Source organism: Stenotrophomonas sp. YJH_SMC_8 (assembly GCF_059371315.1).
This window is the reverse complement of the sequence record NZ_JCAFUL010000024.1, coordinates 17,363-38,482: the sequence shown is the minus strand read 5'-3', so window position 1 is coordinate 38,482 and position 21,120 is coordinate 17,363. Positions and strand designations below refer to the sequence as shown.

At 64.5% G+C, this 21,120-nt stretch carries 20 protein-coding genes; 7 read left to right on the top strand and 13 right to left on the bottom strand.

Annotation, left to right across the window (positions count from 1 at the left end):
• Nucleotides 1-127 precede the first annotated feature (127 nt).
• Nucleotides 128-2,881, bottom strand: coding sequence for a UvrD-helicase domain-containing protein (locus AC5P88_RS19555; protein ID WP_495225827.1), 2,754 nt, complete (start codon nucleotides 2,879-2,881; stop codon nucleotides 128-130).
• Nucleotides 2,882-3,180: 299 nt separating this feature from the next.
• Here AC5P88_RS19555 and AC5P88_RS19550 point away from each other — a divergent pair, with 299 nt between their 5' ends.
• Complete coding sequence (locus tag AC5P88_RS19550; RefSeq protein WP_164225441.1) at nucleotides 3,181-3,573, top strand: ankyrin repeat domain-containing protein; 393 nt, start codon at nucleotides 3,181-3,183, stop codon at nucleotides 3,571-3,573.
• Between the two features lie 88 nt (nucleotides 3,574-3,661).
• Here AC5P88_RS19550 and AC5P88_RS19545 read toward each other — a convergent pair whose 3' ends face one another.
• Nucleotides 3,662-3,982 carry a hypothetical protein gene (locus tag AC5P88_RS19545; protein ID WP_495225826.1) on the bottom strand — a complete coding sequence of 107 codons (321 nt, stop codon included), beginning with the start codon at nucleotides 3,980-3,982 and terminating at the stop codon, nucleotides 3,662-3,664.
• A 146-nt stretch (nucleotides 3,983-4,128) separates the two neighbouring features.
• Nucleotides 4,129-5,118, bottom strand: a complete 990-nt coding sequence (gene acuI, locus AC5P88_RS19540) for an acrylyl-CoA reductase (NADPH) (protein ID WP_495225825.1) — start codon at nucleotides 5,116-5,118, stop codon at nucleotides 4,129-4,131.
• A gap of 102 nt (nucleotides 5,119-5,220) precedes the next feature.
• Here acuI and AC5P88_RS19535 point away from each other — a divergent pair, with 102 nt between their 5' ends.
• The 4 genes from AC5P88_RS19535 to AC5P88_RS19520 all read left to right on the top strand — a co-directional run bounded on the left by AC5P88_RS19535 (nucleotide 5,221) and on the right by AC5P88_RS19520 (nucleotide 8,768).
• Nucleotides 5,221-5,568: a winged helix-turn-helix transcriptional regulator gene (locus AC5P88_RS19535; protein WP_495225824.1), complete on the top strand. Its 348-nt coding sequence runs from the start codon at nucleotides 5,221-5,223 to the stop codon at nucleotides 5,566-5,568.
• A 498-nt stretch (nucleotides 5,569-6,066) separates the two neighbouring features.
• Nucleotides 6,067-6,474: a hypothetical protein gene (locus tag AC5P88_RS19530; protein ID WP_495225823.1), complete on the top strand. Its 408-nt coding sequence runs from the start codon at nucleotides 6,067-6,069 to the stop codon at nucleotides 6,472-6,474.
• Nucleotides 6,475-6,550: 76 nt separating this feature from the next.
• Nucleotides 6,551-7,414: a Smlt3025 familytype IV secretion system inhibitor gene (locus AC5P88_RS19525; protein WP_495225822.1), complete on the top strand. Its 864-nt coding sequence runs from the start codon at nucleotides 6,551-6,553 to the stop codon at nucleotides 7,412-7,414.
• A 31-nt stretch (nucleotides 7,415-7,445) separates the two neighbouring features.
• The gene (locus tag AC5P88_RS19520) at nucleotides 7,446-8,768 is read left to right on the top strand and encodes a Smlt3024 family type IV secretion system effector (RefSeq protein WP_495225821.1); all 1,323 of its coding nucleotides are present in this window, start codon (nucleotides 7,446-7,448) and stop codon (nucleotides 8,766-8,768) included.
• 69 nt (nucleotides 8,769-8,837) lie between these two features.
• On the opposite strand, the gene AC5P88_RS19515 is transcribed toward AC5P88_RS19520, so the two are convergent.
• The 8 genes from AC5P88_RS19515 to AC5P88_RS19480 all read right to left on the bottom strand — a co-directional run bounded on the left by AC5P88_RS19515 (nucleotide 8,838) and on the right by AC5P88_RS19480 (nucleotide 16,093).
• Complete coding sequence (locus tag AC5P88_RS19515; protein WP_080355030.1) at nucleotides 8,838-9,035, bottom strand: hypothetical protein; 198 nt, start codon at nucleotides 9,033-9,035, stop codon at nucleotides 8,838-8,840.
• A 115-nt stretch (nucleotides 9,036-9,150) separates the two neighbouring features.
• Nucleotides 9,151-9,528 carry an EF-hand domain-containing protein gene (locus AC5P88_RS19510; protein ID WP_106549076.1) on the bottom strand — a complete coding sequence of 126 codons (378 nt, stop codon included), beginning with the start codon at nucleotides 9,526-9,528 and terminating at the stop codon, nucleotides 9,151-9,153.
• Nucleotides 9,529-9,555: 27 nt separating this feature from the next.
• The gene (locus AC5P88_RS19505) at nucleotides 9,556-9,954 is read right to left on the bottom strand and encodes a hypothetical protein (RefSeq protein WP_106549077.1); all 399 of its coding nucleotides are present in this window, start codon (nucleotides 9,952-9,954) and stop codon (nucleotides 9,556-9,558) included.
• A 90-nt stretch (nucleotides 9,955-10,044) separates the two neighbouring features.
• Nucleotides 10,045-12,006 carry a MacB family efflux pump subunit gene (locus AC5P88_RS19500; RefSeq protein ID WP_495225820.1) on the bottom strand — a complete coding sequence of 654 codons (1,962 nt, stop codon included), beginning with the start codon at nucleotides 12,004-12,006 and terminating at the stop codon, nucleotides 10,045-10,047.
• On the bottom strand, nucleotides 12,003-13,193 hold the full coding sequence (locus AC5P88_RS19495; RefSeq protein WP_495225819.1) for an efflux RND transporter periplasmic adaptor subunit: 1,191 nt from the start codon (nucleotides 13,191-13,193) through the stop codon (nucleotides 12,003-12,005). Before AC5P88_RS19495 ends, AC5P88_RS19500 begins: the two co-directional genes overlap by 4 nt.
• Before the next feature lie 135 nt (nucleotides 13,194-13,328).
• Nucleotides 13,329-13,970: a hypothetical protein gene (locus AC5P88_RS19490; RefSeq protein WP_258179457.1), complete on the bottom strand. Its 642-nt coding sequence runs from the start codon at nucleotides 13,968-13,970 to the stop codon at nucleotides 13,329-13,331.
• 72 nt (nucleotides 13,971-14,042) lie between these two features.
• Nucleotides 14,043-15,419 (bottom strand): sensor histidine kinase, encoded by a 1,377-nt coding sequence (locus AC5P88_RS19485; protein ID WP_495225818.1) that lies wholly within the window; start codon nucleotides 15,417-15,419, stop codon nucleotides 14,043-14,045.
• Nucleotides 15,419-16,093 carry a response regulator transcription factor gene (locus tag AC5P88_RS19480; RefSeq protein ID WP_049429698.1) on the bottom strand — a complete coding sequence of 225 codons (675 nt, stop codon included), beginning with the start codon at nucleotides 16,091-16,093 and terminating at the stop codon, nucleotides 15,419-15,421. Before AC5P88_RS19480 ends, AC5P88_RS19485 begins: the two co-directional genes overlap by 1 nt.
• A 210-nt stretch (nucleotides 16,094-16,303) precedes the next feature.
• On the opposite strand from AC5P88_RS19480, the gene AC5P88_RS19475 reads away from it, so the two are divergent.
• On the top strand, nucleotides 16,304-16,585 hold the full coding sequence (locus AC5P88_RS19475) for a hypothetical protein (protein ID WP_495225817.1): 282 nt from the start codon (nucleotides 16,304-16,306) through the stop codon (nucleotides 16,583-16,585).
• Between the two features lie 58 nt (nucleotides 16,586-16,643).
• Here AC5P88_RS19475 and AC5P88_RS19470 read toward each other — a convergent pair whose 3' ends face one another.
• Nucleotides 16,644-18,785, bottom strand: a complete 2,142-nt coding sequence (locus tag AC5P88_RS19470; protein ID WP_495225816.1) for a TonB-dependent siderophore receptor — start codon at nucleotides 18,783-18,785, stop codon at nucleotides 16,644-16,646.
• A 74-nt stretch (nucleotides 18,786-18,859) separates the two neighbouring features.
• Nucleotides 18,860-19,504 (bottom strand): TetR/AcrR family transcriptional regulator, encoded by a 645-nt coding sequence (locus AC5P88_RS19465; RefSeq protein WP_495225815.1) that lies wholly within the window; start codon nucleotides 19,502-19,504, stop codon nucleotides 18,860-18,862.
• 82 nt (nucleotides 19,505-19,586) lie between these two features.
• Between AC5P88_RS19465 and AC5P88_RS19460 the strand changes: the two genes are divergently transcribed.
• Nucleotides 19,587-21,116 carry an FAD-dependent monooxygenase gene (locus AC5P88_RS19460; RefSeq protein ID WP_495225814.1) on the top strand — a complete coding sequence of 510 codons (1,530 nt, stop codon included), beginning with the start codon at nucleotides 19,587-19,589 and terminating at the stop codon, nucleotides 21,114-21,116.
• The last annotated feature ends 4 nt before the right edge of the window (nucleotides 21,117-21,120 follow it).

Sequence of the window (21,120 nt, the reverse complement as noted above, 5' to 3'; positions counted from 1 at the left end):
TTCTTCATTTCTGCAGAATTTCTTTTACTTTGTTGGACTGTTGATGTAGCGGCGTCCTGTTCCATCTCGGGGGCACCCTAGCCCGCGCCGAGCTAAACGTCGCGAAGTGCGTGGTGTGCGTACGCACTCATCTCCGCTGCCCACCCTTCGGTTTGTTATGGCACAACGGGTAACTGGAGCACGACCGGAAGGCTCCATGTGGCCCATTGCGGTCCACGAACACACCCACCTTGCATACCGGGCAGCGTTCTTCGTGAATGGCTGCGCCTGAAATCGCGGTCACTTCCATTGCACCGTCCTTCACCAGCTCATCCAGGAACGGCGAGTGCTTGCCCTGCAGGGTGAACATCGCAACCGACCGTCGCGCTCGCGTCAGCGCCACATAGAACAACCGCCGCTCTTCGCTCAGTGGATGGGTGTCGCCATCCGGCATCGCCAGCGAAAGCACCGGGTCGTCCGACCGCAGGCTCGGGAAGCCTCGGTGGATCATCCCCGGCAGGATCACGTAGTCCGCTTCGCGTCCCTTCGATCGATGGGCCGTAAGGAACTCTATATCCATCGTGCTGCCGAAGGCTGTCTTCCAATCCGGTGGCACCGCGCTGCGATCGGCGCGGTAGCGCCCCAGGATGAAGACCGTCACGCGTCCGTTGCGTCCTTGCGGCACCGCCCCGGACGACAACTGCTGATGCAGCCTGGCGAGGTACTGGCGAACACCATCCTGCACCTCCTCACGCCGGTTCATCTGGAACGCCTGCAGCACCGGGCCCATTGCCGGCGCAGCAGAGCGAACTTCTTTGGTGATCTGCGCTGGATTCCGGCTGATGAAGCGGCTGGACGCATCGCAGAGCGCCTGCGGGCAGCGGAATGTCTGCTCCAGTTTCAACACCTGGCCTTGCCCCATCCATTCGCGGAACCCCGTCATCACTGAAACGTCGGCGCCGGCGAAGCGATTGATCGACTGCCAGTCATCGCCTACCGCAAACAGGTAGCGCCCTGGTTTTCTGACCAATGCTCGGCAGAGACGGGCGCGGGCGCGCGAGGCATCCTGGAATTCGTCGGCCATCACCAGTTCGTAGGGCGATTCATAGCGGCCCTGTTCCAGCAGTCCGGCCGCCATGTTGAGCATGTCTTCGAAATCGATGCCGTGCTCGTCAGCCAGTGCGTTGTCCCAAGCCTGGAAAACAGGGCTGGCAATCTCCAGGAAGCGCCGATGCCGTTCCTTGAACTGATCTTCGGGCATCTGCCGCAGGCGCTCGGCCATGTCATCCAGCGTCAGGCAATTGCTCTTGGCGTGGGCAATGAACGTGCGCATCAGCCCGATCAGGTCCGCGTCCGGCATGGGCTTTGCGCCCTGTTCGGGTAGCTCGCGGTCGGGGTTGGGGTCGAGTTCGACACCGGACCCGTCAAGCCTCTCCGCAAGATCCTGCAACGCATGTCCACTGCGAAGGCCGAACGAGGTGGTCTCGACAAGGGCGGTGCCGCGTGCCGCGTGCTGCTGGCGCTTCCAGTGCATACCTTCGGCGTAATGGGCGAAGTGCGCCGGCGGTTGGCCATCGGCATCCAGCGCAAAGTGCTCGTGATACAGCCCGGCATCCGGGTAATAGAAGTTGGGGCGATACTGGCGATGGGTGTCGGTGGCCGTATCGAATTCGTAGCGCCGCTCGTAGTCGTACGTCACGCCGTTGTAGAAGAGCCAGTCGGCGATGACGCACTCCTCCAGGCTCTTCACCCGCTCACCCTGCAGGGCGCTGATGTAGGGCGTGCCATCGCGGTCGTAGCCGTCGGCCTCCATTTCCGCGCCGAATGCCGGCAGGTCGCGCCCGAACACCAGGCGGAACATGTCCCATTGGGTGCGGAAGTGGGTCGAGCGGTCCTTCAGGTCGTCCACCAGTTCGGCCAGCTTGTTGAAGCCCAATGTGGCGTCAGTGGCCCATTCCGGGATATCGGGCTTGCGCCCTGTGGCTTTGGCGATGATGGCCAGGCCCAGGGCGTGGAAGGTCCGCGACTCAACCACGGTGTCGCCCATGCCGAGCCGATCGAAGGATCGCTGCGCGCGCTCCTCCAGCTCCTTGGCAGCGTCCTTGTTGAAGGCGAGCATCACGATGCGTTCGGGTTCGACAAAGCCCCGATCAATGGCATAAGCGGCCTTGGCGACCATGGTGGAGGTCTTGCCGGAACCGGCCGCGGCCACGACCTGGACCCGGTTGTCGAAGCAGATGACGGCGCGGGCCTGTTCCTCGGTCAGCGGCTTGCTCTCGACCCGGTCCAGGAAGGCCTTGGCCAACACCAGCTCACGCCGGGTCATGGCCTCGTTGGCTTCGGCCCAGGCAGCGGACCAATCCAGGTTCCAGTCGCGCAGGACGTCCAGCGCTGCGCGATGGCTGTCCGCATGCAGAGCTTCATGCACGTCTTCATCGCGGAACAGCTGCTCCAGCTCCGGCGGCTGCAGGGGCAGGGCGGAGCGCTTCGCCAGCAGCGTCTGCTGCTGTTCGTGAGTGATCCAGCGGCGGCCGGCACTGCCACGATCGATGAGGGCATCCGCGTCGCTCAACCAGGACTGGATCTGCTCCAGAATCGTGTCGAACAGGGCCTTGCGTCCACGCGTGGTTCGCGCAAAGAGCAGGTGCTGCAGGGCCCCCGCAAGCCGGGACGCTGGTCCGTTGGGGAGCCCGTCCACGCACAGCCCGGCAGCATCGCCGGTCTGCAGTTCGACCCGTGACCAGAAGACCCCTCGATGGACCTGCACCTGCTGATCATCATCCACGCGCAGCCGGTACTGCTGGCCGGAGACACTGAGTTCAACGTACTCGCCATCAAGCCGCAGCGACCAATGGGGCGAACGGGTCACGCGTCGGCCCCAGCCCGAGGGGCGCCATTCCATAGACATCCAGATACTGCCTTGCAAGCGTCAATAGGGCTTATTGAGCCCCTAAGCCCACATGATAAGGGGCTTGGAAGCCGCCTGTGGTCATCAGCTCGCGGATTGACCTCGGTAAGGGCTTCGCATACGCAGGAAGTGGTCTGTGGAGTCGCGGGGTGTCGCGCTTATCGCGTGCGTCCCGGATGTGCGCTCCGTACGTGCCACTATGCACCTGTGCAGTGGTGTGCCACCATCCGGCGGCTCACTGCATGTTGAGTGGAAGCGGTGCTTGGAGAGAGGCTTGGGAGGGAATGCCCCCGATGAATGCAGTGGATCCGGAATTGAAGAAGTTGCTGGCAAGGTTCGATGAGTGCCACACCTTCGAAGGCTGCCAGTTGACCAGTCCGGAAAGCCATGGGATCGACGACGATACGCCACTGCATATAGCGGCGTTCAATAACGAAGTGGATCTACTCAAAGAGTTGATGCCGTTCGTCACCAATATCGACGTACTCGGGGATATTGGATTGACCCCGATGGCGAACGCGGTGATTAGTGAAAGCCTCGAGGCCGTTGTCTACCTTCTCTCCTGTGGTGCGGACCCCATGATCCTGGATGAAGTGGGCGATTCGGTGCTGGAGATCATGAAGAGGAGACCCGTCTTCAATCAGTTGGTTGAGCAGATCGAGAGCGAGCTCCCGGGGGCGGTTTGAGGCGGGCGAGGTGTGGGTGTTGGAGCGCGCTCGTGGCTCCGCAACCTGGGGCAGGCCGAGAAGATCACGGTGCTAGGATCGCGTGCCATCACTCGTAGGCGCGATCCTGCTTCGTCGGCGGGACTTCGACCACATTACCGCGCCGGATCAGCTCATCCAGATCCACCGCCGAAGCGGCCAGGGCATCCTGCGCATCGAAATCCCACTTGTCCTTGTACTCGCGTGCCAGCAGATCGCAGACCGCCTTGGCGCGCGAATAGGCATCGTCCTTGCCCTCGTTCTGCTTCAATGCATCACGATGGATCTGGCACAGCGTGAGCTGGTGCGCATCCTCGGCGCGCTCGCGCTCCCAGGTGATGTCGGGCAGGCCCGAAAGCGCAGCGGCAAGCGCGAATGCGGTCATTGGCATGTCAGGTGTCCAGGCGGCGATGGGATTCCGAGCGTATGCGAGCGGCGTTGGCTTGAGGCCACCGCCGCCCGCGTCGTTTCACTGCGTGTTCACCATTCGCCACAGCATGGGAGCTGCTTCAGCGGCAGTTGATCCTGATGATCCGCTCACGCATTCACATCCACGACAATGCGTCCACGCACCTTGCCGGGAATGATCTGGTCATAGACCTTCAGCACCTCGGCAAGCCCAATCAGCTGCACGGTGCTTTCCAGCTTCTGCGGGTCCAGGTCGGTGGCAAGTCGGTCCCACGCGCGCTGGCGGACGTCCTGCGGCGCATTCACCGAATCCACGCCGGCAAGCGTCACGTTGCGAAGAATGAAGGGCAGCACCGAGCCATGCAGCTCATCACTCTGCGCGAGCCCGCAGGCGGCCACTGCGCCGCGGTATTTCGTCTCGGCAATGGCGTTGACGAGGGTGGGGCCACCCGCCACATCGACCACGCCGGCCCAGCGCTCGGCACTCACCGGCCGCTCGCGCGGTTCTGAAAGCTGCGCGCGGTCGATGATCTCGGCGGCGCCCAGGCTGTGCAGATACTCGGCGTGTTCAGGTCGCCCGGTGGCAGCCACCACGCGATAGCCAAGCTTGGACAGGATCGCCACCGCAATCGAGCCGACCCCGCCGTTGGCGCCGGTGACCAGTACATCGCCCTTCCCGGGCGTTACGCCGGCATCTTCCAATGCCAGCACGCACAGCATCGCGGTGTAGCCGGCGGTGCCGATGGCCATGGCGTCGCGAGTACTCAGGTTGCCGGGAATCCTGTTGAGCCATTCGCCGCGAACACGGGCACGCTGGGCGAGGCCGCCGTGGTGGCCCATGCTGAGATCCCAGCCATTGAGCACAACGCGGTCACCGGGCTTGAAGTCGACGCTGCTGGAGTCCAGCACCACGCCAGCCAGATCGATGCCAGGGATCAACGGGAACGTCCGGATCACCGGGCGCGTGCCGGTGAGGGCCAGCGCGTCCTTGTAGTTCAGCGTGGAGTACTCGACCTGCACCAGCACGTCGCCATCCATCAGGTCGGCTTCATCGAAATCGACCAGCTCCGTGGAAACGCCGTCGTGGGTCTTGCGGGTCAGCAGTGCCTTGAAACTCATGGTGCGGTCTCACGTTCAGTGGATGAGCCCATGCTAGGCTCGCACCGTTATCGCAACAAGAACGATGATTTTCCGTAGGTACTATGGTTTTCCGGAGTATGCATGCGTAGCAGGCGTTGGGACGGCAAGAGCGGTTGCGCGGTGGAAGTCACGCTGTCGGTGATGGGCGGTGTGTGGAAGCCGATCATTCTGTTTCACCTGATGACAGGCAAGCGACGCTTCATGGAGCTGACGCGGCGTGTGCCCAACGCCACCCAGTCCATGCTGACCAGCCAGCTGCGGGAGCTGGAGGCTGACGGCGTGGTGATCCGCCACGTGTACCCGGAAGTGCCGCCGAAGGTGGAGTACGAACTGTCCGAATTCGGGCGCACGCTGGTGCCGGTACTGCTTGCCATGCGCGAGTGGGGTGAAACCTATCGCGGCCATAAGAGCGCGGACGCCAACCGCTGAAGGATGAAGGGGCCGCGTACGTGCTTTCGCTGCGCGCGCACTCCGGTCTCGCCAGCGGCCGCTGTCACCACTGGGCAGCGTGTTTCTCGGTGCACGTGTCGCATGTGGCTGGATAGGGTGTCCGGGTAGTGCACGCCAGCCGGGCACGTCTGTTGGCGAAGTGCATCAGTCGATGGATAACCCGCCATGCCGTGACGCTACCGGCGTAAGACCGCGTCAGCGCGGATTTTCCTACTTCCCAGTGCAGATTCAGTGCGGCACTCATGGCCGCGCCAAGGCACTCGCCCTGGCCGGGATTGGCGTCCCGAACTTACGTAGTACACGGCATCGTGCTTGCAACTGATGTTGCGGTCACGACAATGCATCTTCTGCCTGTTCATGGCGGACGGTGCGTGGGGGTCTTAGGGCCCGTCGGCTTTCGTACTACGTATCCGGCACGCCAACCCGCACCGTCCGCCACCTTGCATCTGCAGGTGGCCACACCGTGAGGTTGCCGCCATGCCTGACCGTACTCCCGACGTTCCCCGCCTGCGCGAGCTGCTCGGCACTGCAGTGCGCGATCTGCCCGCGGCCCTGGCCGAGAAGCTCGAAGGCGCTCTCTGTAGATCTGCGGAGTCCGTCGTGCCCTCAGCGTTCTTCGCGCACCTTCAAGGGCATGGCGGCAATCTGCGCGCCGACGGCCAGCCCTGGACCGAAACCCGGCTCAGCCGAGGCCGAGCCTTCGATCTGGCCCTGGCCACCCGCAGCGCGTCGGGCATCACTGCGCTTATCGCCTTGCTGCATGCCGCGCATGTGGCGCGGGAGAGCGACGATCCCGCGTGCTACCCGTCCGCAGCGCTGGTCGACGGCCTGTTCAACGCCTGCCGGGCCCTGTCGCTGCAGGTGGAGCGCTGCCTGGTTCCGTGAAAGACCGCGATGCGGTTCCTGTTCCGTTGACACCCACTTCCCTATAGTGGCGCCGGAGCCCTGCAATGGAATGCCCATGCACGTGATGTCCCCCCGCCGTTGCCTGGCGCTGGCACTTGCCGTCGTAATGAGTGCCGGCGCGTGTGCACGGCCACCGTCCACCGAAAACGAAAGGAATCCCGCCATGTCCGGCGCAACCCAGACCGGCCGCACGATCAACGGCCACACCTATACCGATGCGCCTGTGGACGTGAAGCTCGGGCCGAATACCTTCCGCATTCCGGCCAATTATCTGGACAGCCAGATCGCGCCGTGGCCCGGAGAAGGTGTGACCCTGGTCATTGAGTGGCCGGACATGAAGCCGACGCCGCCGGGCGCCCGGGCCAATCCGCGTACGAATGATTTCCGGAAGGAGATTCCCATTCGGATCAACTACGTTGATCGGGTTCCCGTCGAAACACTGCTCTCAAGGCTGTCGTCAAATGAAGCCATCACGGAGGAGGGCTCTGTGGAAAGGGAGGATCCCAGGGACCGTCTCGATCAACGCGTTGCACAGCCGGAGACCTTGGGTCTGACGCCCTATGCAATCGATGAAGCGAAGATGGTGGTGTACGCGAAGAAGCATGAGGCGCGGTACGGGAAGCCGCCTGTCCGCAATCCGGCCTATGAGAGAGACTGGTACATCGCACGCCAGGGCGATGGCCGGATCAGCTCGTTCATCAAATGTGACGGCGAGGAATTCCGACGCGATGGCGTGCGGTTGGAGGGGGGCGAGGTGATCAGCGAGCCGGGAGAAGTGGCAGCGGGCTGCGTTCACTATTTCGTGGACATCGACAACAGGCTGTCCATCAGCCTGGACTACAAGAGAGCGTTTCTGAAGGACTGGAAGCGTATGGAAGAGGCCGTCAGGGATGTCATCGCGCGCACCCGGTCCAAGTGATCGGTGGTTCAGGGAAGAGAAGGGGTAAGGCATGAGTGGATTGACCGAACACGATCTCAGAATCCTTGGCAGCTATGCCAGAGATGGCAACCGCGAGCTTTACTGGAACTACCTTTCGCAGCTGCCGGGCGCCGATGGGTACGGGACACTGGCGCTGGGTGTTGTACGCAATGACAGCCTGCCGGGGCGCGTAGCGAACAGCTATGCACAGAGCTACGCGAAGACCCAGCAGGAAGAGGGATCCCGTTTCTCGAATGCACAGTTGACCGAGCGGCAATGGGAGTCCTTCGGGCAGACCCTGCTCGAAAGAGATCTTGAACTGCGGCGGCAGTGGATGAACGAACGCCGCCCAGACCTGGCACTGAATCTTCCCGGCAAGGATGTGATGCTGGCGCACGACCGTGCGTTTGAACGGCATGAACTGGACCCCAATTGCTGGACCCCGCGCGTGCTGCTGGAAGCGGCCGAACAGAAGAGCGGTCCCGAGAAGCTGGAACAGATCTGGACCAACATGCTCAACAACGACTATGCCGGGGGCCCCCGCGTAGGCAACACCAGCGTCGATGCCATCAGCCAGATGGGATGGACGAAGGGTGGCCAGTACCTGACCCGGTTGAGCGTGCTGGAAGCCACCCAGGCATTGGAAGGCCGCTCAGCGGTCGATCCGAATGTCATTGGTGGCAACAGCTACTACGCCATGTACTTCGAGGCGGACAGGAAATGGGCCAGCGTCAGTTCCGGCGGCGGCCACATGTCGATGCGCGAGATCACCGACCCCACCCGCATCGCCGAACTCAACGACGCACGCGAGGTTCGCCTTGAACGACAGGAAAAACGTACCCGGTTCCACCCGGACGACCCGTATCGGACCATAACCCGCAGCCCCCTTACCGCAGCAGTGGACGACATGCCTGATCCCTCACTGGCGCCGACTCGCCTGGCCGACATCCGTCCAGGCCACCGTGAGTACGCACTGATGCAGCAGGTACGCGAAGGCGTGGCCGCGATCGATGCCAGCGCCGGGCGTACCCATGATGAGGACAGCGAGCGTCTTGTGGCGAGCGTGATGGCGTTGGCCCGCCGCAACCAGCTTGAACGTGCCGACCATGTGCTGCTGAGCGCCCAGACCGCCGACAGCCCCGCAGGGCGGAACGTGTTCGTGGTGCAGGGCGGGATGAACGATCCCGCGCACCTGCGCGTCTCGATGCCCACTGACGTGGCGGTGCAGACCCCGGTTGCGCAGTCGCTGCAGCAGATCGAGGCCGCCAGCCTGGACCGCCAACCGGCGGCTGTGCAGCGCCAGCAGGACATTGACGTGCAGGCTCGCGAGAGCCCTGGGATGCGGATGGGGTGAAATCACAGCGCCGGGCCGCCAATGCCAGCCCCCGGATGGGGGCCGGCACGCATCACGGCAACGCGTGACTTACGGGATGGTGCAGCCGCTGTTTCTCAGGCAACGTGCAAACGCCGGGTAGCAGACGTTCTCACCATTGCCCGCCGCCAGACAAGCATCGTAGGCGGTGTAGCACGGGGTACAGCGGGACTGCGCGGAGGCACTGCCGATTCCCAGGGTCAGTGCAGCAGCCGCAATAGCAACAGACAGCTTGAATCCAATCTTCATGCTTCACTCCGTTGATAGCCCTCCTTGGGCACCTCGGAGGCTATCGTGGGAAGAGGGTGTATTCAACCCGCAGTGCGTCCGGATGGGCATCCATCCTCAGCGCCCCGCCCCGGATTTACCTTGTTGGCGCGTCTGAAGTCTGTGCGGCCACCATGGCCTGCTGCATTTCCTTCAGCGACAGATAGCCATCACCATCGGCGTCCAGGCCCGCAAAGTACTTCGCGATCTCCGGCACCACGGTGGCCTCCTCTTTGCTGATCCTTCCGTCCTTGTTGGTGTCCATGGCAGTGAACGCAGCGTCGATCGAATCCGCCTGCTTGCTGAAGCGTCCCTGCTGGAACTTCGTGTACTCGGCCTTGTCGACGCGTCCATCCTTGTTGGCATCCATGGCGGTGAACGTGGAATCGATGTAGGCCTGTTTCGGGTCGGCCGGTGCGGCCCCGGCAAGCAATGGGGTAGCGCACAGGGCAATCAACAGAGCAGTTCTGGTCATGGGGTGTTTGTCCTTGTTGAGGGTCAATCAGCGGCAGGGATAGGTGTAGCCGTCGGCGCCGCGATAGGTATCGTTGCGGCGGTCATAGTTGCCGTAGCGGTTCATGCAGTAGTCGGCGCGTTCGCGGGTCTCGCGTTCACGCTTGGCGGCTGCGGCGATCACGCCGGCCACCACCGCCGCACCCACCACGCCCACCACCACGCCGGTGGCTTTGGCGTCGTGCCGGCGCTCGCGTTCCCGCTCACGTTCGCGTTCACGTTCACGACGCTCCCAGGCATCACGATCGCGATCACGGTAGTCCTGGTTCCACTGCGGGGCGTAGCGATCGCCTCGTTGCGCATGGGCGTCGCTGGAGTAGGGCAACAGCACAAGCAGTTGTACGGTTGCTGCCAGCAGTAGTGCGGTTCTTCCTGGTTTCAGAAACATCGTCCAGCTCCTGTGCGGACATTGTTGGTAGCTGCAGTACACATCGCAGACATTGCGCGAACCTGCCGTCACTGCTGGCAGATGCCGTGGCTATCGAACCAGTGCTTCCACTGGGTCCAGCTGGGCAGCGCGGCGTGCGGGCAGGAAGCCGAAGCCAATACCAATCAAGCTGGAACAGGCGAATGCGGCCAGAATCGAATGGACGGAGAACACCAGGCTGAAACCCGCGTCGGCCAGTTCCAGGGCCGCGCCCAGTGCCAGGGCCACGCCGATGCCGAGCACGCCACCGAGCAGGCAGACCAGCACCGATTCGATCAGGAACTGCTGCAGGATGTCGCTGCGGCGCGCGCCCACCGCCATGCGCACGCCTATCTCGCGGGTGCGCTCGGTTACCGATACCAGCATGATGTTCATCACGCCGATCCCACCGACCACCAATGCGATGGCCGCGATGGAGCTGATCATCATGGTCAGGATGCCGGTGGTCTGTTCGATGGATTCACGGATCTGCGCGTTGTTGCTCATGTAGAAGTCGGTGCTGCCATGGCGCCGCGTCAGCAATCGTGCGATGGCCTGCTCGGCCGCTTCCATGCTGATCGCATCGGAAACGCGTACGGTGATGCTGGACACGTGGCTCTGCCCCAGCATGCGTGCCATGGCGGTGGTGTAGGGCAGCCATACCCGCAGCAGTGACGCATCGCCGGCAGCACCGGCATCCTTCTTCACCACGGCCACGATACGCACAGGCATGTTGCCCAGCAGCAGGGTCTGGCCGATGGGATTGTCCGCAGCAGCGAAAAAGCGGGCGCGGGTATTGGCGTCGATCACCACGACCTGCTGGTAGCCGCTCACACCCGGTGGGCCGAAGAAGGCGCCTTCGCCAAGCTTCAGGCCATGCACGCGGAAGTACTGCTCGCTTACGCCCTGCACCTGTACGCTGGCCGAGCGGTTGCCGCGCAACGCGGTGCCGGTGGTGGCAACGCCGGGCGTGGCGCTGTCGACGAACGGCTGCCGGGCCAGGGCCACGCTGTCGCCGGGGGTGAGCGTTTCCACGCGCGCCGAGTGCAGGTCGCCAAAGCCGGATCCGGGATAGATCTCGACGGTGTTGGTGCCCAGGGAGGCGATGTTGGACAGGATGGCCTGCCGTGCGCCGGTGCCCAGCGCTACCACCGACACGACCGATGCAATGCCGATGATGATGCCGAGCATGGTCAGGAAGGTGCGCATGCGATGCGCATTCATTGCGCGCAGGGCCATGCGGAAGGCTTCAGCGAACCGGTCCCGCCAGACCTGCCAGCCGCCCGTCGTGCGCTGGGGCACGGCGGGCGTCGCCACGCCCGCTGCCGAATCAGTACCGGTTGCACGATCATCCACAATCCGACCATCGCGTATCTCGATGATGCGCTGCGCATGTTCAGCTACGGCCATGTCATGCGTTACCAGCACCACGGTATGGCCCTCGGCATGCAGTTCGCCGAGGATCTTCATCACTTCCTTGCCCGAATGTGTATCCAGCGCACCTGTGGGTTCGTCAGCGAAGATCACCGCGCCGCCATTCATCAGTGCGCGCGCAATCGAGACGCGCTGCTGCTGGCCACCTGACAGTTCACCAGGAAGATGCTGCATGCGCTCGCCCAGGCCAAGCCGCGACAGCAGCGTGGCCGCGCGCGCATGGCGTGCCTCGGCAGGCATGCCGGCGTAGATCGCGGGCACTTCCACATTGCCCAGTGCAGTCAGGTCGGTCAGCAGGTGATAGCGCTGGAAGATGAAGCCGAAATGCTCCCGGCGCAGCTCGGCCAGTTCATCGGGCGACATCTGCGCAGTCTCGCGCCCGTCGATCTGATAGATGCCAGTAGAAGGGCGATCCAGGCAGCCCAGTATGTTCATCAGCGTGGACTTGCCCGAGCCGGACTGGCCGACGATGGCCACCAGTTCACCTGCATGGATGTCCAGGTCGATGCCGTCGAGTACCACCAATGTCTGCTCGCCTGCAGCAAACTCGCGGCGTACGCCGCGAACGCGCAGCAGTGGCTCGGTCGTGGTCGTACTCATTTCGGCTGCACGGGTGCGATGGTGGCTTCGTCGCTGGCCTGCGCCAGCACGACCTGTTCGCCTTCCTTCAGCCCGCTGCGCACTTCTACCTGGATCTGATCGTCCAACCCGGTGGTGATGCGCCGGGTGCTGGCATGGCCGTCGGCGCCACGTACCAGCACGCTGTAGCTGCCATCGGCGGCGCGCGCGCCCAATGCGGCCGAAGGAATGGTCAGTACGTCGTTGGCGCGGCCCAGCACGATGCGAACCTGCGCGGTCATGTAGCTGCGCAGGCGTCCGTCGGCGTTGTTCACGTCGAACTGGCCGTTGTAGTACATGGCCGCGCGGCTGCCGCCCGACGCTGCCGGTGAAGCCAGGCTGGAGCTGTCTTCATTGGTGATCGATTCCGGGGCTGGTGCGATATCGCGCAACGTGCTGCTGTAGCGGCGGCCGGCATCACCCAGGATGGTGAAGAATGCTTCCTGGCCAACCGAGGTGTGAACGACGTCGGCCTCGGAGATTTCCGCGTATACCGTCATCACGTCCTGGTTGCCCAGCATCACGATGGTCGGTGCACTCTGTACTGCGTTCACGGTCTGCCCCTGGCGCGCGACCACGGCCAGCACGGTGCCGTCGGTGGGAGCGGTGATGCGGGTGTACTCCAGATTGGTTTGTGCGATATCCACATCGGTCTGTCGCCGCACAACCTCACCGTCCAGGGCAGCAATCTGTTCCCGGGTGGCATCGACCTTGGCCTTGGCTGCATCGAAGTCGGCGCGGGCCACCAGTTGCGAGGCCACCAGTTGCTGCTGCCGATGCAGTGCCAGCTCGAACTGGCGCAGGTCGGTGGCCAGCGCATCGCGGTTGGCGCGGGCAGTGCGCTGTGCGGCCTGCGCGCTCAGCAATGCATTGCGCTGGGTACGTGAGTCGATATCGGCGATGGGATCGCCTGCTTTCACCTTGTCTCCCAGCTTTACGTGCAGGGTATCGATGCGGCCGGAAACCTGGGCGCCAACGCTTACCAGTCGTGAGGGCTTCAATGTTCCGGTGGCTTCCACCACCTGTTCGATGTTGCCGCGACCGACCGGCGCAACCTGAAGTTGCGGTGGTGGCGCGGGCCGCAACCATGCAAACAGAATCAGTGCGCTGCACAGCAGGGTGGCAGCAACGATGAGCGCACGGCGACGCTTGCGCGGTACGGCGCTCATCGGAGCAGCATCCAGAAGAGACGGTTCATTGGTGGTCCTCGCGACAGAAGAAGCGCACGTCTGTCGTGACAGACGTGGATGGCCGTCGAGTCTCGATGCGCTGGGTTGCGTGAACCTTGCGGGCCTATCGCTGTGTCAGCCTGCGGCAAGAAGGGCGAGCAGTGCCATGGCGATGAACTGCAAAGCGCTACCGAGCACCAGTAACGCGTTGCGCAGCCGCTGGCCTGCCATTCGCGCACCGAAGAGTTGACTCACCGTGCCGGCCAGCAGCCAGAAGAACGGTGAAACAGGCAGCTTCGCCATCCCTGCACCGATGGCGATCAGAAGCGAACTGGCGATCATTATCCCGGCGGCATGGCCATCCAGAAAGCGCACTATCGGCGGAATCGAGTGCGTGGTTGCCGCTCGCCACGTCGCCAACCCATGCAACGCAGCATGCACTGTGACGAACAGGAACACGGCGGCGGCCGCCGCTGCACTGGCGTGCCGATACGTAGAAGCCACCAGCGCAATGCCGGGAAGCAGCAGAAACAAGGCGCCGAACAGTCGCATCAATGCGCCAGCGCGCTCGACGTCGGGAATTGCCCGCAGCCAACGCGGCCAATGTTCCAGGCCGAGCGCGCGGCCATTGCGTGGGCGGCGATTCCATGCAGCAGCCGTGATGTCTGGCGAATTCGGCGGTGGCACGGCGCGGGTGGAAGAGGAGGGTGGAGGAGCTCCCTGGGTCACATGCAGGCTTCCTGTCAGATCGGAATGCGGTGGCACGGCAGCTGCCACTCCCCCGATGCTGTGCAGCGAACATTGCCGCAACCTTGCCTGTCCTCGCGGCCGTCCACGCACGGACAGGCGTCAGTTATCCTCGTGCATGCGACGTTCCCGGTTCTCTGCGGGTGGCGAGTGGGTCACGCCCGGATGCAGTGGAAACTCAACACGGATCAAAGCACCACCGCCAGGAGCATCCAGAATCGTGACGCGGCCGCCATGACGGTCGATCACCTGACGTACGAGGTTCAGCCCCAGGCCCGCGCCTGTCTGTCGTGGCCGCAGCCGCTGGAAGGGTTCGAAGACGCGCTCGCGCTGGTCGAGCGGTATGCCGGGGCCGTCGTCCTCAACCTCCAGGCAGCTGCCCTGCACGCGCACGACGATCTGGCGCCCGCCATGCTCGGCAGCATTCAGTACCAGGTTGGAGATCACACGTTCCACCGCGCCGGTCTCGCCCAGCACCGGGAAGTGGGGTTCCACCGCCACGGCTACGGCCTTGTCTGACTGGATCAACAGCGGCGCCAGATCAGCGGCCACCCGTTTGGCCATCCGCGCCAGGTTGATGGTCTCCTTCGGCCCGTCCTCGTCCATGCGGTGCAGATCCAGCAGCTGCTCTGCCAGCGTCGCCAACCGTGCCACTTCCACGGCCAGGCTGCGCGAGGTGGCATCGTCGGCCGCATCGACCTTTACCCTCAGAATCGCAATGGGTGTGCGCAGCTCATGTGCGGCGGCGGCAATGAAGCGGCGTTGCCGTTCGTGCCCTTCGTCCAGCCGGTCCAGCGCTTCATTCACCGCTGTCACCAACGGAGCGATCTCTACCGGTACAGCGGTTTCTGTCAGGCGGACACCGCGGCGGCTGGCGGAGATGTTGCGGGCTTCCTGCGCGATGCGCTCCACCCCGGCCAGGGCCCGTCTCACGATGACCGGTGTCAGGACGATGGTGGCCAGGCCCAGCAGCAGGAAGATCGGCAGGGTGATGATGTGTGCCGCCAGCGCCATCTGCCAGGTCAGCGTGTCGGTTTCGCCGTGGGCCATGATGGTCAGCTTGCCGGCCGGGCCACTGTGCTGGCGGACCACGACGGCCAAGCCATCGCTGCGATCGCGCCCACGCAGGTCGCCAAAGGGGATCCCATCCAGTGCACCTACCAGCGAGGCATAGGCCGGCGGCACAGGTCCGAACGTAACGTGGTGGCCGTGCTCATCCTCGGCGATGAACCATGCGCCGGGAACGGTTTTCAGCAGCTCGGTCAGTTCCGGCGTGTGCTGCACGTACAGCTCGCCATTGCGGTCGCGGTGCACCGCCTCGGCGGCCACCGGCGCGAAGGTCTGGATGCTGTAGTAGCCACCGCTGTCGGCACGTATCAGCACCATCAGCAGCGCGAAGAACGCCACCAGCAATGCCAGCAGCTGATAGATCAGCGTTTTGACGATCAACGGGCGCTTCAGCGATGGACGACGCGCCATTACTTGGCTTCCCGCATCAGGTAGCCGACGCCCCGGATGGCGTGTATCTCTACTCCTGCGTCGGCATCGGCCAGCTTGCGGCGAAGGCGCGAGACATGCGAATCGAGCGTGTTGGAATGGATGCCGTCATCGAATCCATACACCGCCATTTCAATCGACTCGCGCAGCACGGTGCGGCCCAGCCGCCGGGCCAGCGCAGTCAGTACACGGATTTCGCGGCGCGGCAGCTCCAGCCGTTGCCCGCCCACGCTGGCCTCGCCCGAGGCGGGATCGAACAGGAGCCGGCCGATGCTTATCGGCTCTACCTGCATGCCGCCCGGCCGGCGCCCCGCAGCGCGGATGCGGGCGAACAGTTCCTCCAGTGCGAAGGGCTTGGCCAGATAGTCGTCCGCGCCCTCATCCAGGCCGGCGATGCGGTCCGGCAGCTGCCCCAGCGCGCTCAGTACGATGATCGGCACCCCGGGGTTGCGATCGCGCAGCAGTGAAATCAATCCCAGGCCGTCGCCGTCGGGCAGCGTGCGGTCCAGCAGCACCAGGTCGTGCGATCCGTACAGGGCCGCTTCGCGGGCCAGCGCCAGGGTGTTGGCCAGGTCCACCACATAGCGCTCGCGCTGCAAGGCGGACTTCAGGGTGGCGGCCAGTTCGGCTTCGTCTTCGATCAGCAGGATGTGCATCGGCAGGGCTTGCGCAGGAAGGGGGCGTGGCCGGGCAGTTCGGCACGCGCCGGCACCGTATTACAGGAACATTGCGTGAACATGGCGTGCCTTCCGGATGCCCCGCAGGTCCCTTGTGCCGCATGAAAAATGGCATCGGCGCAAGGTTCGCGCAATCCGGGCACTCCAGCCTTGGCGCCCTCCCGCCGATCCCCAACCCCTGGAGTACCCATGAAGTTGTTCGTTCCGTTGTTGTTCGTGGCCGCGCTGAGCGCCTGCACCACCGCCAGGATGACCGTCACCCCCGATGGCCGGCGTGGCGTCTCCATCGATTGCAGCGGCTCCAGTTCCTGGAGTGGCTGCTACGAGAAGGCCGGGCAGATGTGCCCCGGTGGCTATGTGGTCTTCAGCAAGGATGGCGACGACGGCAACGCGATCGCGGTGGGCAACAAGAACGGCTTCACCTCCACCCAGATGGCCACCCGCTCGATGCTGGTGGCCTGCTCGCACTGACGCCAGCAGGGGAGGTGGGCAGCCACCTCCCCCTGTCATCATGGTTCGCAGCCCTGCCTCAGAAGCTGTAGGCCGCCTGCACATACACCCGTCGTGGCTCGCCGGGGAAATGCCCGTTGCGTTCGATGAAGCCACTTGCCGCATACACCTTGTCGAACAGGTTCTTCACGTTGACCTGGAACTGCCACTGCTTCCACGTCGTCTTCCAGCTCATGTCGAACACCGTGTAGGCCTTCACCGTCTGCCCATCCAGGCTGACACGCTCGCCAACATGGTCTGCCCCGAAGCCGATGGCGGAGTTGATTGCCGGCAGGTCGTAGCGGGTCCACAGGCCCAGCTTGTTGCGGGGCGCATTCGCGAAGCGGTCGCCGGAGGCGTTGGTGATGCCGTTCGGGCCGGCGTCCTTCACCCGCGCATCGTTGTAGGCGTAGGTCAGATTCAGCACCCAGCGCTCGGTGAGGTCGGCCAACAGGTCCAGCTCCATCCCGGTACTGCGCACCAGGCCCAGCGCGGCCAGCTGGTTCACACCACCGATCACTTCGCCGGTGGCCTGCACGATGTTGCTGCGGTCGATCCGGTAGGCCGCCATGTTCAACGTCACGCGCTCGGCCAGCAGGGACTTCATGCCCACTTCCCACTGCTTGCTGCGCTCGGCATCGAAGGGTCCGCCGGCGGCCGGATTCTGGTTGGCGGCACTCTGCGGCACGAAACCACTGGCGACGTTGGCGTAGACATTCAGGCCTTCGCGCACGGTGAACGTACTGCCCAGCCGCCAGCTGAGATCGCTGCCATCGACACTGCTGCCGGCGATGCGATCCTCATCCTTGAAACCATCCCAGCGCAGCCCGGCCAGCACATGCCAGCGCGGGCCCAGTGCCAGCTCATCCTGCAGGTAACCGCCATAGCGTTTGCTGCGGGTGGACGTGCTGCGCCAGGGCAGGGCGCCCAGGTTGTAGTCATGCCAGGTGCTGGCGCCGTACACCGGATTGAACAGTTCGATGCCGCGCACCGGTCCCGCGCCGCGCGCAAGGTCAGCGCTGTTGGCGGTCTGTGCGGTGAAATCCGCATCCAGCTGGTATACATCGGCGCCGAACAGCACCTTGTGCTCCACCGCGCCGGTGGTCACCCGCCAGACTGCATTGCCGTTGGCAGTGAACGCCTCGTTGTCACGGATCTGGTTGCGCAGCTGGCGGGTCATCCATTCGGCCACGCCATCGCGGTCGCGATCGATCAGGCCCATCGGCTCGTGGTACATCTGGTGTTCGGTGTTGCTGAACCAGCGGGCGGCGAAGTCCACGTCCAGGGTATCGAGCGGCGCGAAGCGATACTGTGCCAGTGCCACCTTGGCGCGCATGTCGAGAAAGTCGCTGGCCTCGTTGTGGTTCCAGCGGCGGTCGGTCAGGAAAGTGCCCGCATCGTTGACCGGTACACCGCGCAGGCGGTTGCCGCCAAGGTTCTGGGTGATGTCGGTGAACTGCAGCACCAGTTCGCCGGTCTGGCCGACGTCGAGGGCCAGCGAGGCATCGCCGATAACGCTCTCGCTGTCGGTGTTCCAGCGCACGCCCTTTTCATTGTCGGCATAGAGCCCGGCGCGATAGCGCACGCTGCCGGCGGCATTCAACGGCCCGGTACCCTCGATCGATCCGGCCCGGAAATCCTTGTCGCCCAGCTGGACCTCGATGCGGCGCTCGGCAGTGGCTTTGGGCTTGCGGGTCACATAGTTGATCACGCCACCGGCATCTCCGCCGCCATACAGCGCTCCCGCCGGGCCCTTCAGCACTTCCACGCGCTCGATGTTGAACAGCTGCGGCACCGAGAAGCCTGCATAGGGATCGCCGCGCAGACCGTCATACAGCACGTTCTCCTGGCGGAAGCCGCGCAGGGTCACCCCGGCATAGCTGAAATAGCTGATGCCACTGATGCTGCGATAGAGATCGGTCACCTGGCGCGCGGCCTGGTCGTCGATCAGTTCACGCGGGATGACCTGGATCGACTGAGGGACCAGTTCCAGCGGCGTGTCCGTGCGGGTGCCGACTGCGGCGTCGTCCACCCGATACAGCGTCTGCGCACGTCCGCGGACTTCGATCTTGTCCAGGTCCTTGGGCGAGGTCGTCGACGCGTCGGCAGCCTGGGCGAGGGATGCCAGGGGCAGGGTCAGTGCCAGGCACAGGGTGTGTTTAAGGGCCGTGGGAAGGGGCATGGGGGGGTGTTTACGGATCCGCAAATGAGAAAGATTAGCATTTGCAACACTTCGTGACCTATCCCCCGAATGCGTTATGGACGCGCGCCGGGATCGGTATATGGGGTGCCTGCCAAGGCCACCAGTACTCCGGTGCCACCGCGCACGATCAGCTGCAGCATGGCCTCGCGCGGGTCTTCGCCCTGCAGCTGGCTCGCCAGTCCTTTCTCATAGGCCGCCACCATCGAGGCCAGCAGCATGGCGGCGCCCAGGCGCGCTTCGGCGTCGCTCTCCGGTCGCCCGATCGCCTCGGCCATCCATTTCGCCAGATCGTCCGTCAGCTGCGCCTGCAGGCGCCGGGCATGCGCGGTCAGTACCGGGCTGCCAGCGACGGTTGCCCAGAATGCAGCGGCGCCAGCATTGATGCGCAGCAGCGGATGGCCCGCCTCCAGCAACTCGCGCGCGAGTGACTGGAAGGCCGCCAGCGGGGTCATGCCGGCGCGCGCCGCCATGCCCTCGCGCAGCAGCGCACGTGCTTCCTCGTCGCGGTCGAAGACCAGGTCTTCCTTGCTCGCGAAGTAATTGAAGACCGTCTTGCGTGATACCCCCGCAGCCTCGGCGATCTCGGACATGGACACGGCCTCGAAGCCGCGCGCGATGATCAGCCCGGTGGCGACGTCGGAAATCGCTTGTCGGGTCTCGGCTTTGCGCTGCTCGCGGCGGCCTGGGAGCGGGGTCATGGGCGGTTCACTTGTGCAAACGTACACCCAGTGTAACATTTGGCTTGCCAGAGCGCCGGCCCGGCGCTCACGAGGAATCCCCATGTTGTACGACGTCGTCATTGCCGGTGCTGGCCCGGTTGGCCTGTTCCTGTCCTGCGAACTGGCCCAGGCCGGGTGTTCGGTGCTTGTGCTGGAACAGGCCGGGTCCGCCGACTCACCGTTGAAGCGCCTGCCGTTCGGGCTGCGCGGCCTGAACACCCCCACGCTGGAGGCACTGGATCGGCGCGGTCTGTTGGACGCGGTCGCCGCGGCGCAGGTACTCAAGCCCGACAAGGGCGCGCCGCCGCCCGGCACCGCCCATTGGCTGGCACAGCCGCGTGCGCTGGGTGGGCACTTTGCGGGTATTCCGTTCGCACTGGACAGCGTGGACACCGGGCGCTGGAACTGGCGCCTGCCGACGCCGGTCGGCACCCAGATGGCGGGGGAACTGCAGGCGCTGGAAAGGGTCCTCGCCGAACGTGCGAGCGCGCTGGGTGTCTGTATCGAACGCGGGCGAGCGGTAGAGGCGGTACAGGCCGGCGAGACGGAGGTGGTCATTGAGACTGCTGGCGGAGCCGTGCGCGGTCGTTGGCTGGTCGGCTGCGACGGTGGCCGCAGCACCGTGCGAAAGCAGTGTGGTTTCAGCTTCGTCGGCACCGATCCGGAGTTCACCGGCCATTCGCTGCTGGTTGAACTGGAAGATCCGTCGGTGCTGACGTCGGGCCGGCAGTACACCGCGCAGGGCATGTGCAATTTCAATCCGCCGGGCGTGCTGGCGCTGGCCGATTTCGACGGAGGTGCCGGTCATCGCACGCACCTCGATCTGGACGCTGCGCAGGCCCTGCTGCGGCGCGTGTCCGGTCGCGATGCAACGATCACGGCCCTGCATCTGCACAGCACCTGGACCGATGGCGCGCGCCAGGCCAGCGCCTATCGCAAGGGACGTGTCCTGCTGGCGGGCGACGCTGCGCATGTGCATTCGCCACTGGGCGGACAGGGCCTGAATCTGGGCATTGGCGATGCGATGAACCTCGGCTGGAAGCTGGCCGCCGTGCTGCACGGCAAGGCCGATACTGCACTGCTGGACAGTTACGGCGCCGAGCGGCACCCGATCGGGGCGCGGGTGCTGGACTGGTCGCGCGCGCAGGTTGCGTTGATGCGTCCGGGGGCGGCTTCGCGCGCGCTGGCGGCGGTCCTCGCCGATCTGGCCGGTACGCGGGATGGCGCAACGTATCTGGCCGAGCGGGTATGGGGTGTTTCGCAGCAGCTCGACCTGGGCGCGGGGCATCCGCTGGTTGGCCGCAGCGCACCTGATTTCGCGCTGATCGATGGCCGGCGCTTGGGCGAAGCACTGAGGACGGGGCAGGGCGCATTGCTGGTGTTCGATGCACGACCGCAAGGGGGCTATGGCGACGGTGAATGGCCACCCCGTCTACGCTGCGCCACGCCCCGGATGGACGACGTGCTCAGGCTGGGTGCCGCGCTGGTGCGTCCGGATGGCATCGTCGCCTGGGCCTGCGACGCGGGAAGCGATGAGGCAGGGCTGGAGCAGGCATTACAGCGTTGGTTCGGACCGTCGGCGACAGGATGACCTG

Excerpts from the sequence above, each read along its gene's own strand:
- AC5P88_RS19480 (WP_049429698.1), bottom strand. The coding sequence starts at position 16,093 with ATGCACATCCTGCTGATCGAAGACGAAGCCGAACTGGCCGCCACCCTG.
- AC5P88_RS19520 (WP_495225821.1), top strand. The coding sequence starts at position 7,446 with ATGAGTGGATTGACCGAACACGATCTCAGAATCCTTGGCAGCTATGCC.
- AC5P88_RS19500 (WP_495225820.1), bottom strand. The coding sequence starts at position 12,006 with ATGAGTACGACCACGACCGAGCCACTGCTGCGCGTTCGCGGCGTACGC.
- AC5P88_RS19555 (WP_495225827.1), bottom strand. The coding sequence starts at position 2,881 with ATGGAATGGCGCCCCTCGGGCTGGGGCCGACGCGTGACCCGTTCGCCC.
- AC5P88_RS19505 (WP_106549077.1), bottom strand. The coding sequence starts at position 9,954 with ATGTTTCTGAAACCAGGAAGAACCGCACTACTGCTGGCAGCAACCGTA.
- AC5P88_RS19510 (WP_106549076.1), bottom strand. The coding sequence starts at position 9,528 with ATGACCAGAACTGCTCTGTTGATTGCCCTGTGCGCTACCCCATTGCTT.
- AC5P88_RS19535 (WP_495225824.1), top strand. The coding sequence starts at position 5,221 with ATGCGTAGCAGGCGTTGGGACGGCAAGAGCGGTTGCGCGGTGGAAGTC.
- AC5P88_RS19530 (WP_495225823.1), top strand. The coding sequence starts at position 6,067 with ATGCCTGACCGTACTCCCGACGTTCCCCGCCTGCGCGAGCTGCTCGGC.
- AC5P88_RS19545 (WP_495225826.1), bottom strand. The coding sequence starts at position 3,982 with ATGCCAATGACCGCATTCGCGCTTGCCGCTGCGCTTTCGGGCCTGCCC.
- AC5P88_RS19515 (WP_080355030.1), bottom strand. The coding sequence starts at position 9,035 with ATGAAGATTGGATTCAAGCTGTCTGTTGCTATTGCGGCTGCTGCACTG.
- AC5P88_RS19495 (WP_495225819.1), bottom strand. The coding sequence starts at position 13,193 with ATGAGCGCCGTACCGCGCAAGCGTCGCCGTGCGCTCATCGTTGCTGCC.
- AC5P88_RS19460 (WP_495225814.1), top strand. The coding sequence starts at position 19,587 with ATGTTGTACGACGTCGTCATTGCCGGTGCTGGCCCGGTTGGCCTGTTC.
- AC5P88_RS19470 (WP_495225816.1), bottom strand. The coding sequence starts at position 18,785 with ATGCCCCTTCCCACGGCCCTTAAACACACCCTGTGCCTGGCACTGACC.
- AC5P88_RS19525 (WP_495225822.1), top strand. The coding sequence starts at position 6,551 with ATGCACGTGATGTCCCCCCGCCGTTGCCTGGCGCTGGCACTTGCCGTC.
- AC5P88_RS19550 (WP_164225441.1), top strand. The coding sequence starts at position 3,181 with ATGAATGCAGTGGATCCGGAATTGAAGAAGTTGCTGGCAAGGTTCGAT.
- AC5P88_RS19465 (WP_495225815.1), bottom strand. The coding sequence starts at position 19,504 with ATGACCCCGCTCCCAGGCCGCCGCGAGCAGCGCAAAGCCGAGACCCGA.
- AC5P88_RS19485 (WP_495225818.1), bottom strand. The coding sequence starts at position 15,419 with ATGGCGCGTCGTCCATCGCTGAAGCGCCCGTTGATCGTCAAAACGCTG.
- AC5P88_RS19475 (WP_495225817.1), top strand. The coding sequence starts at position 16,304 with ATGAAGTTGTTCGTTCCGTTGTTGTTCGTGGCCGCGCTGAGCGCCTGC.
- acuI (WP_495225825.1), bottom strand. The coding sequence starts at position 5,118 with ATGAGTTTCAAGGCACTGCTGACCCGCAAGACCCACGACGGCGTTTCC.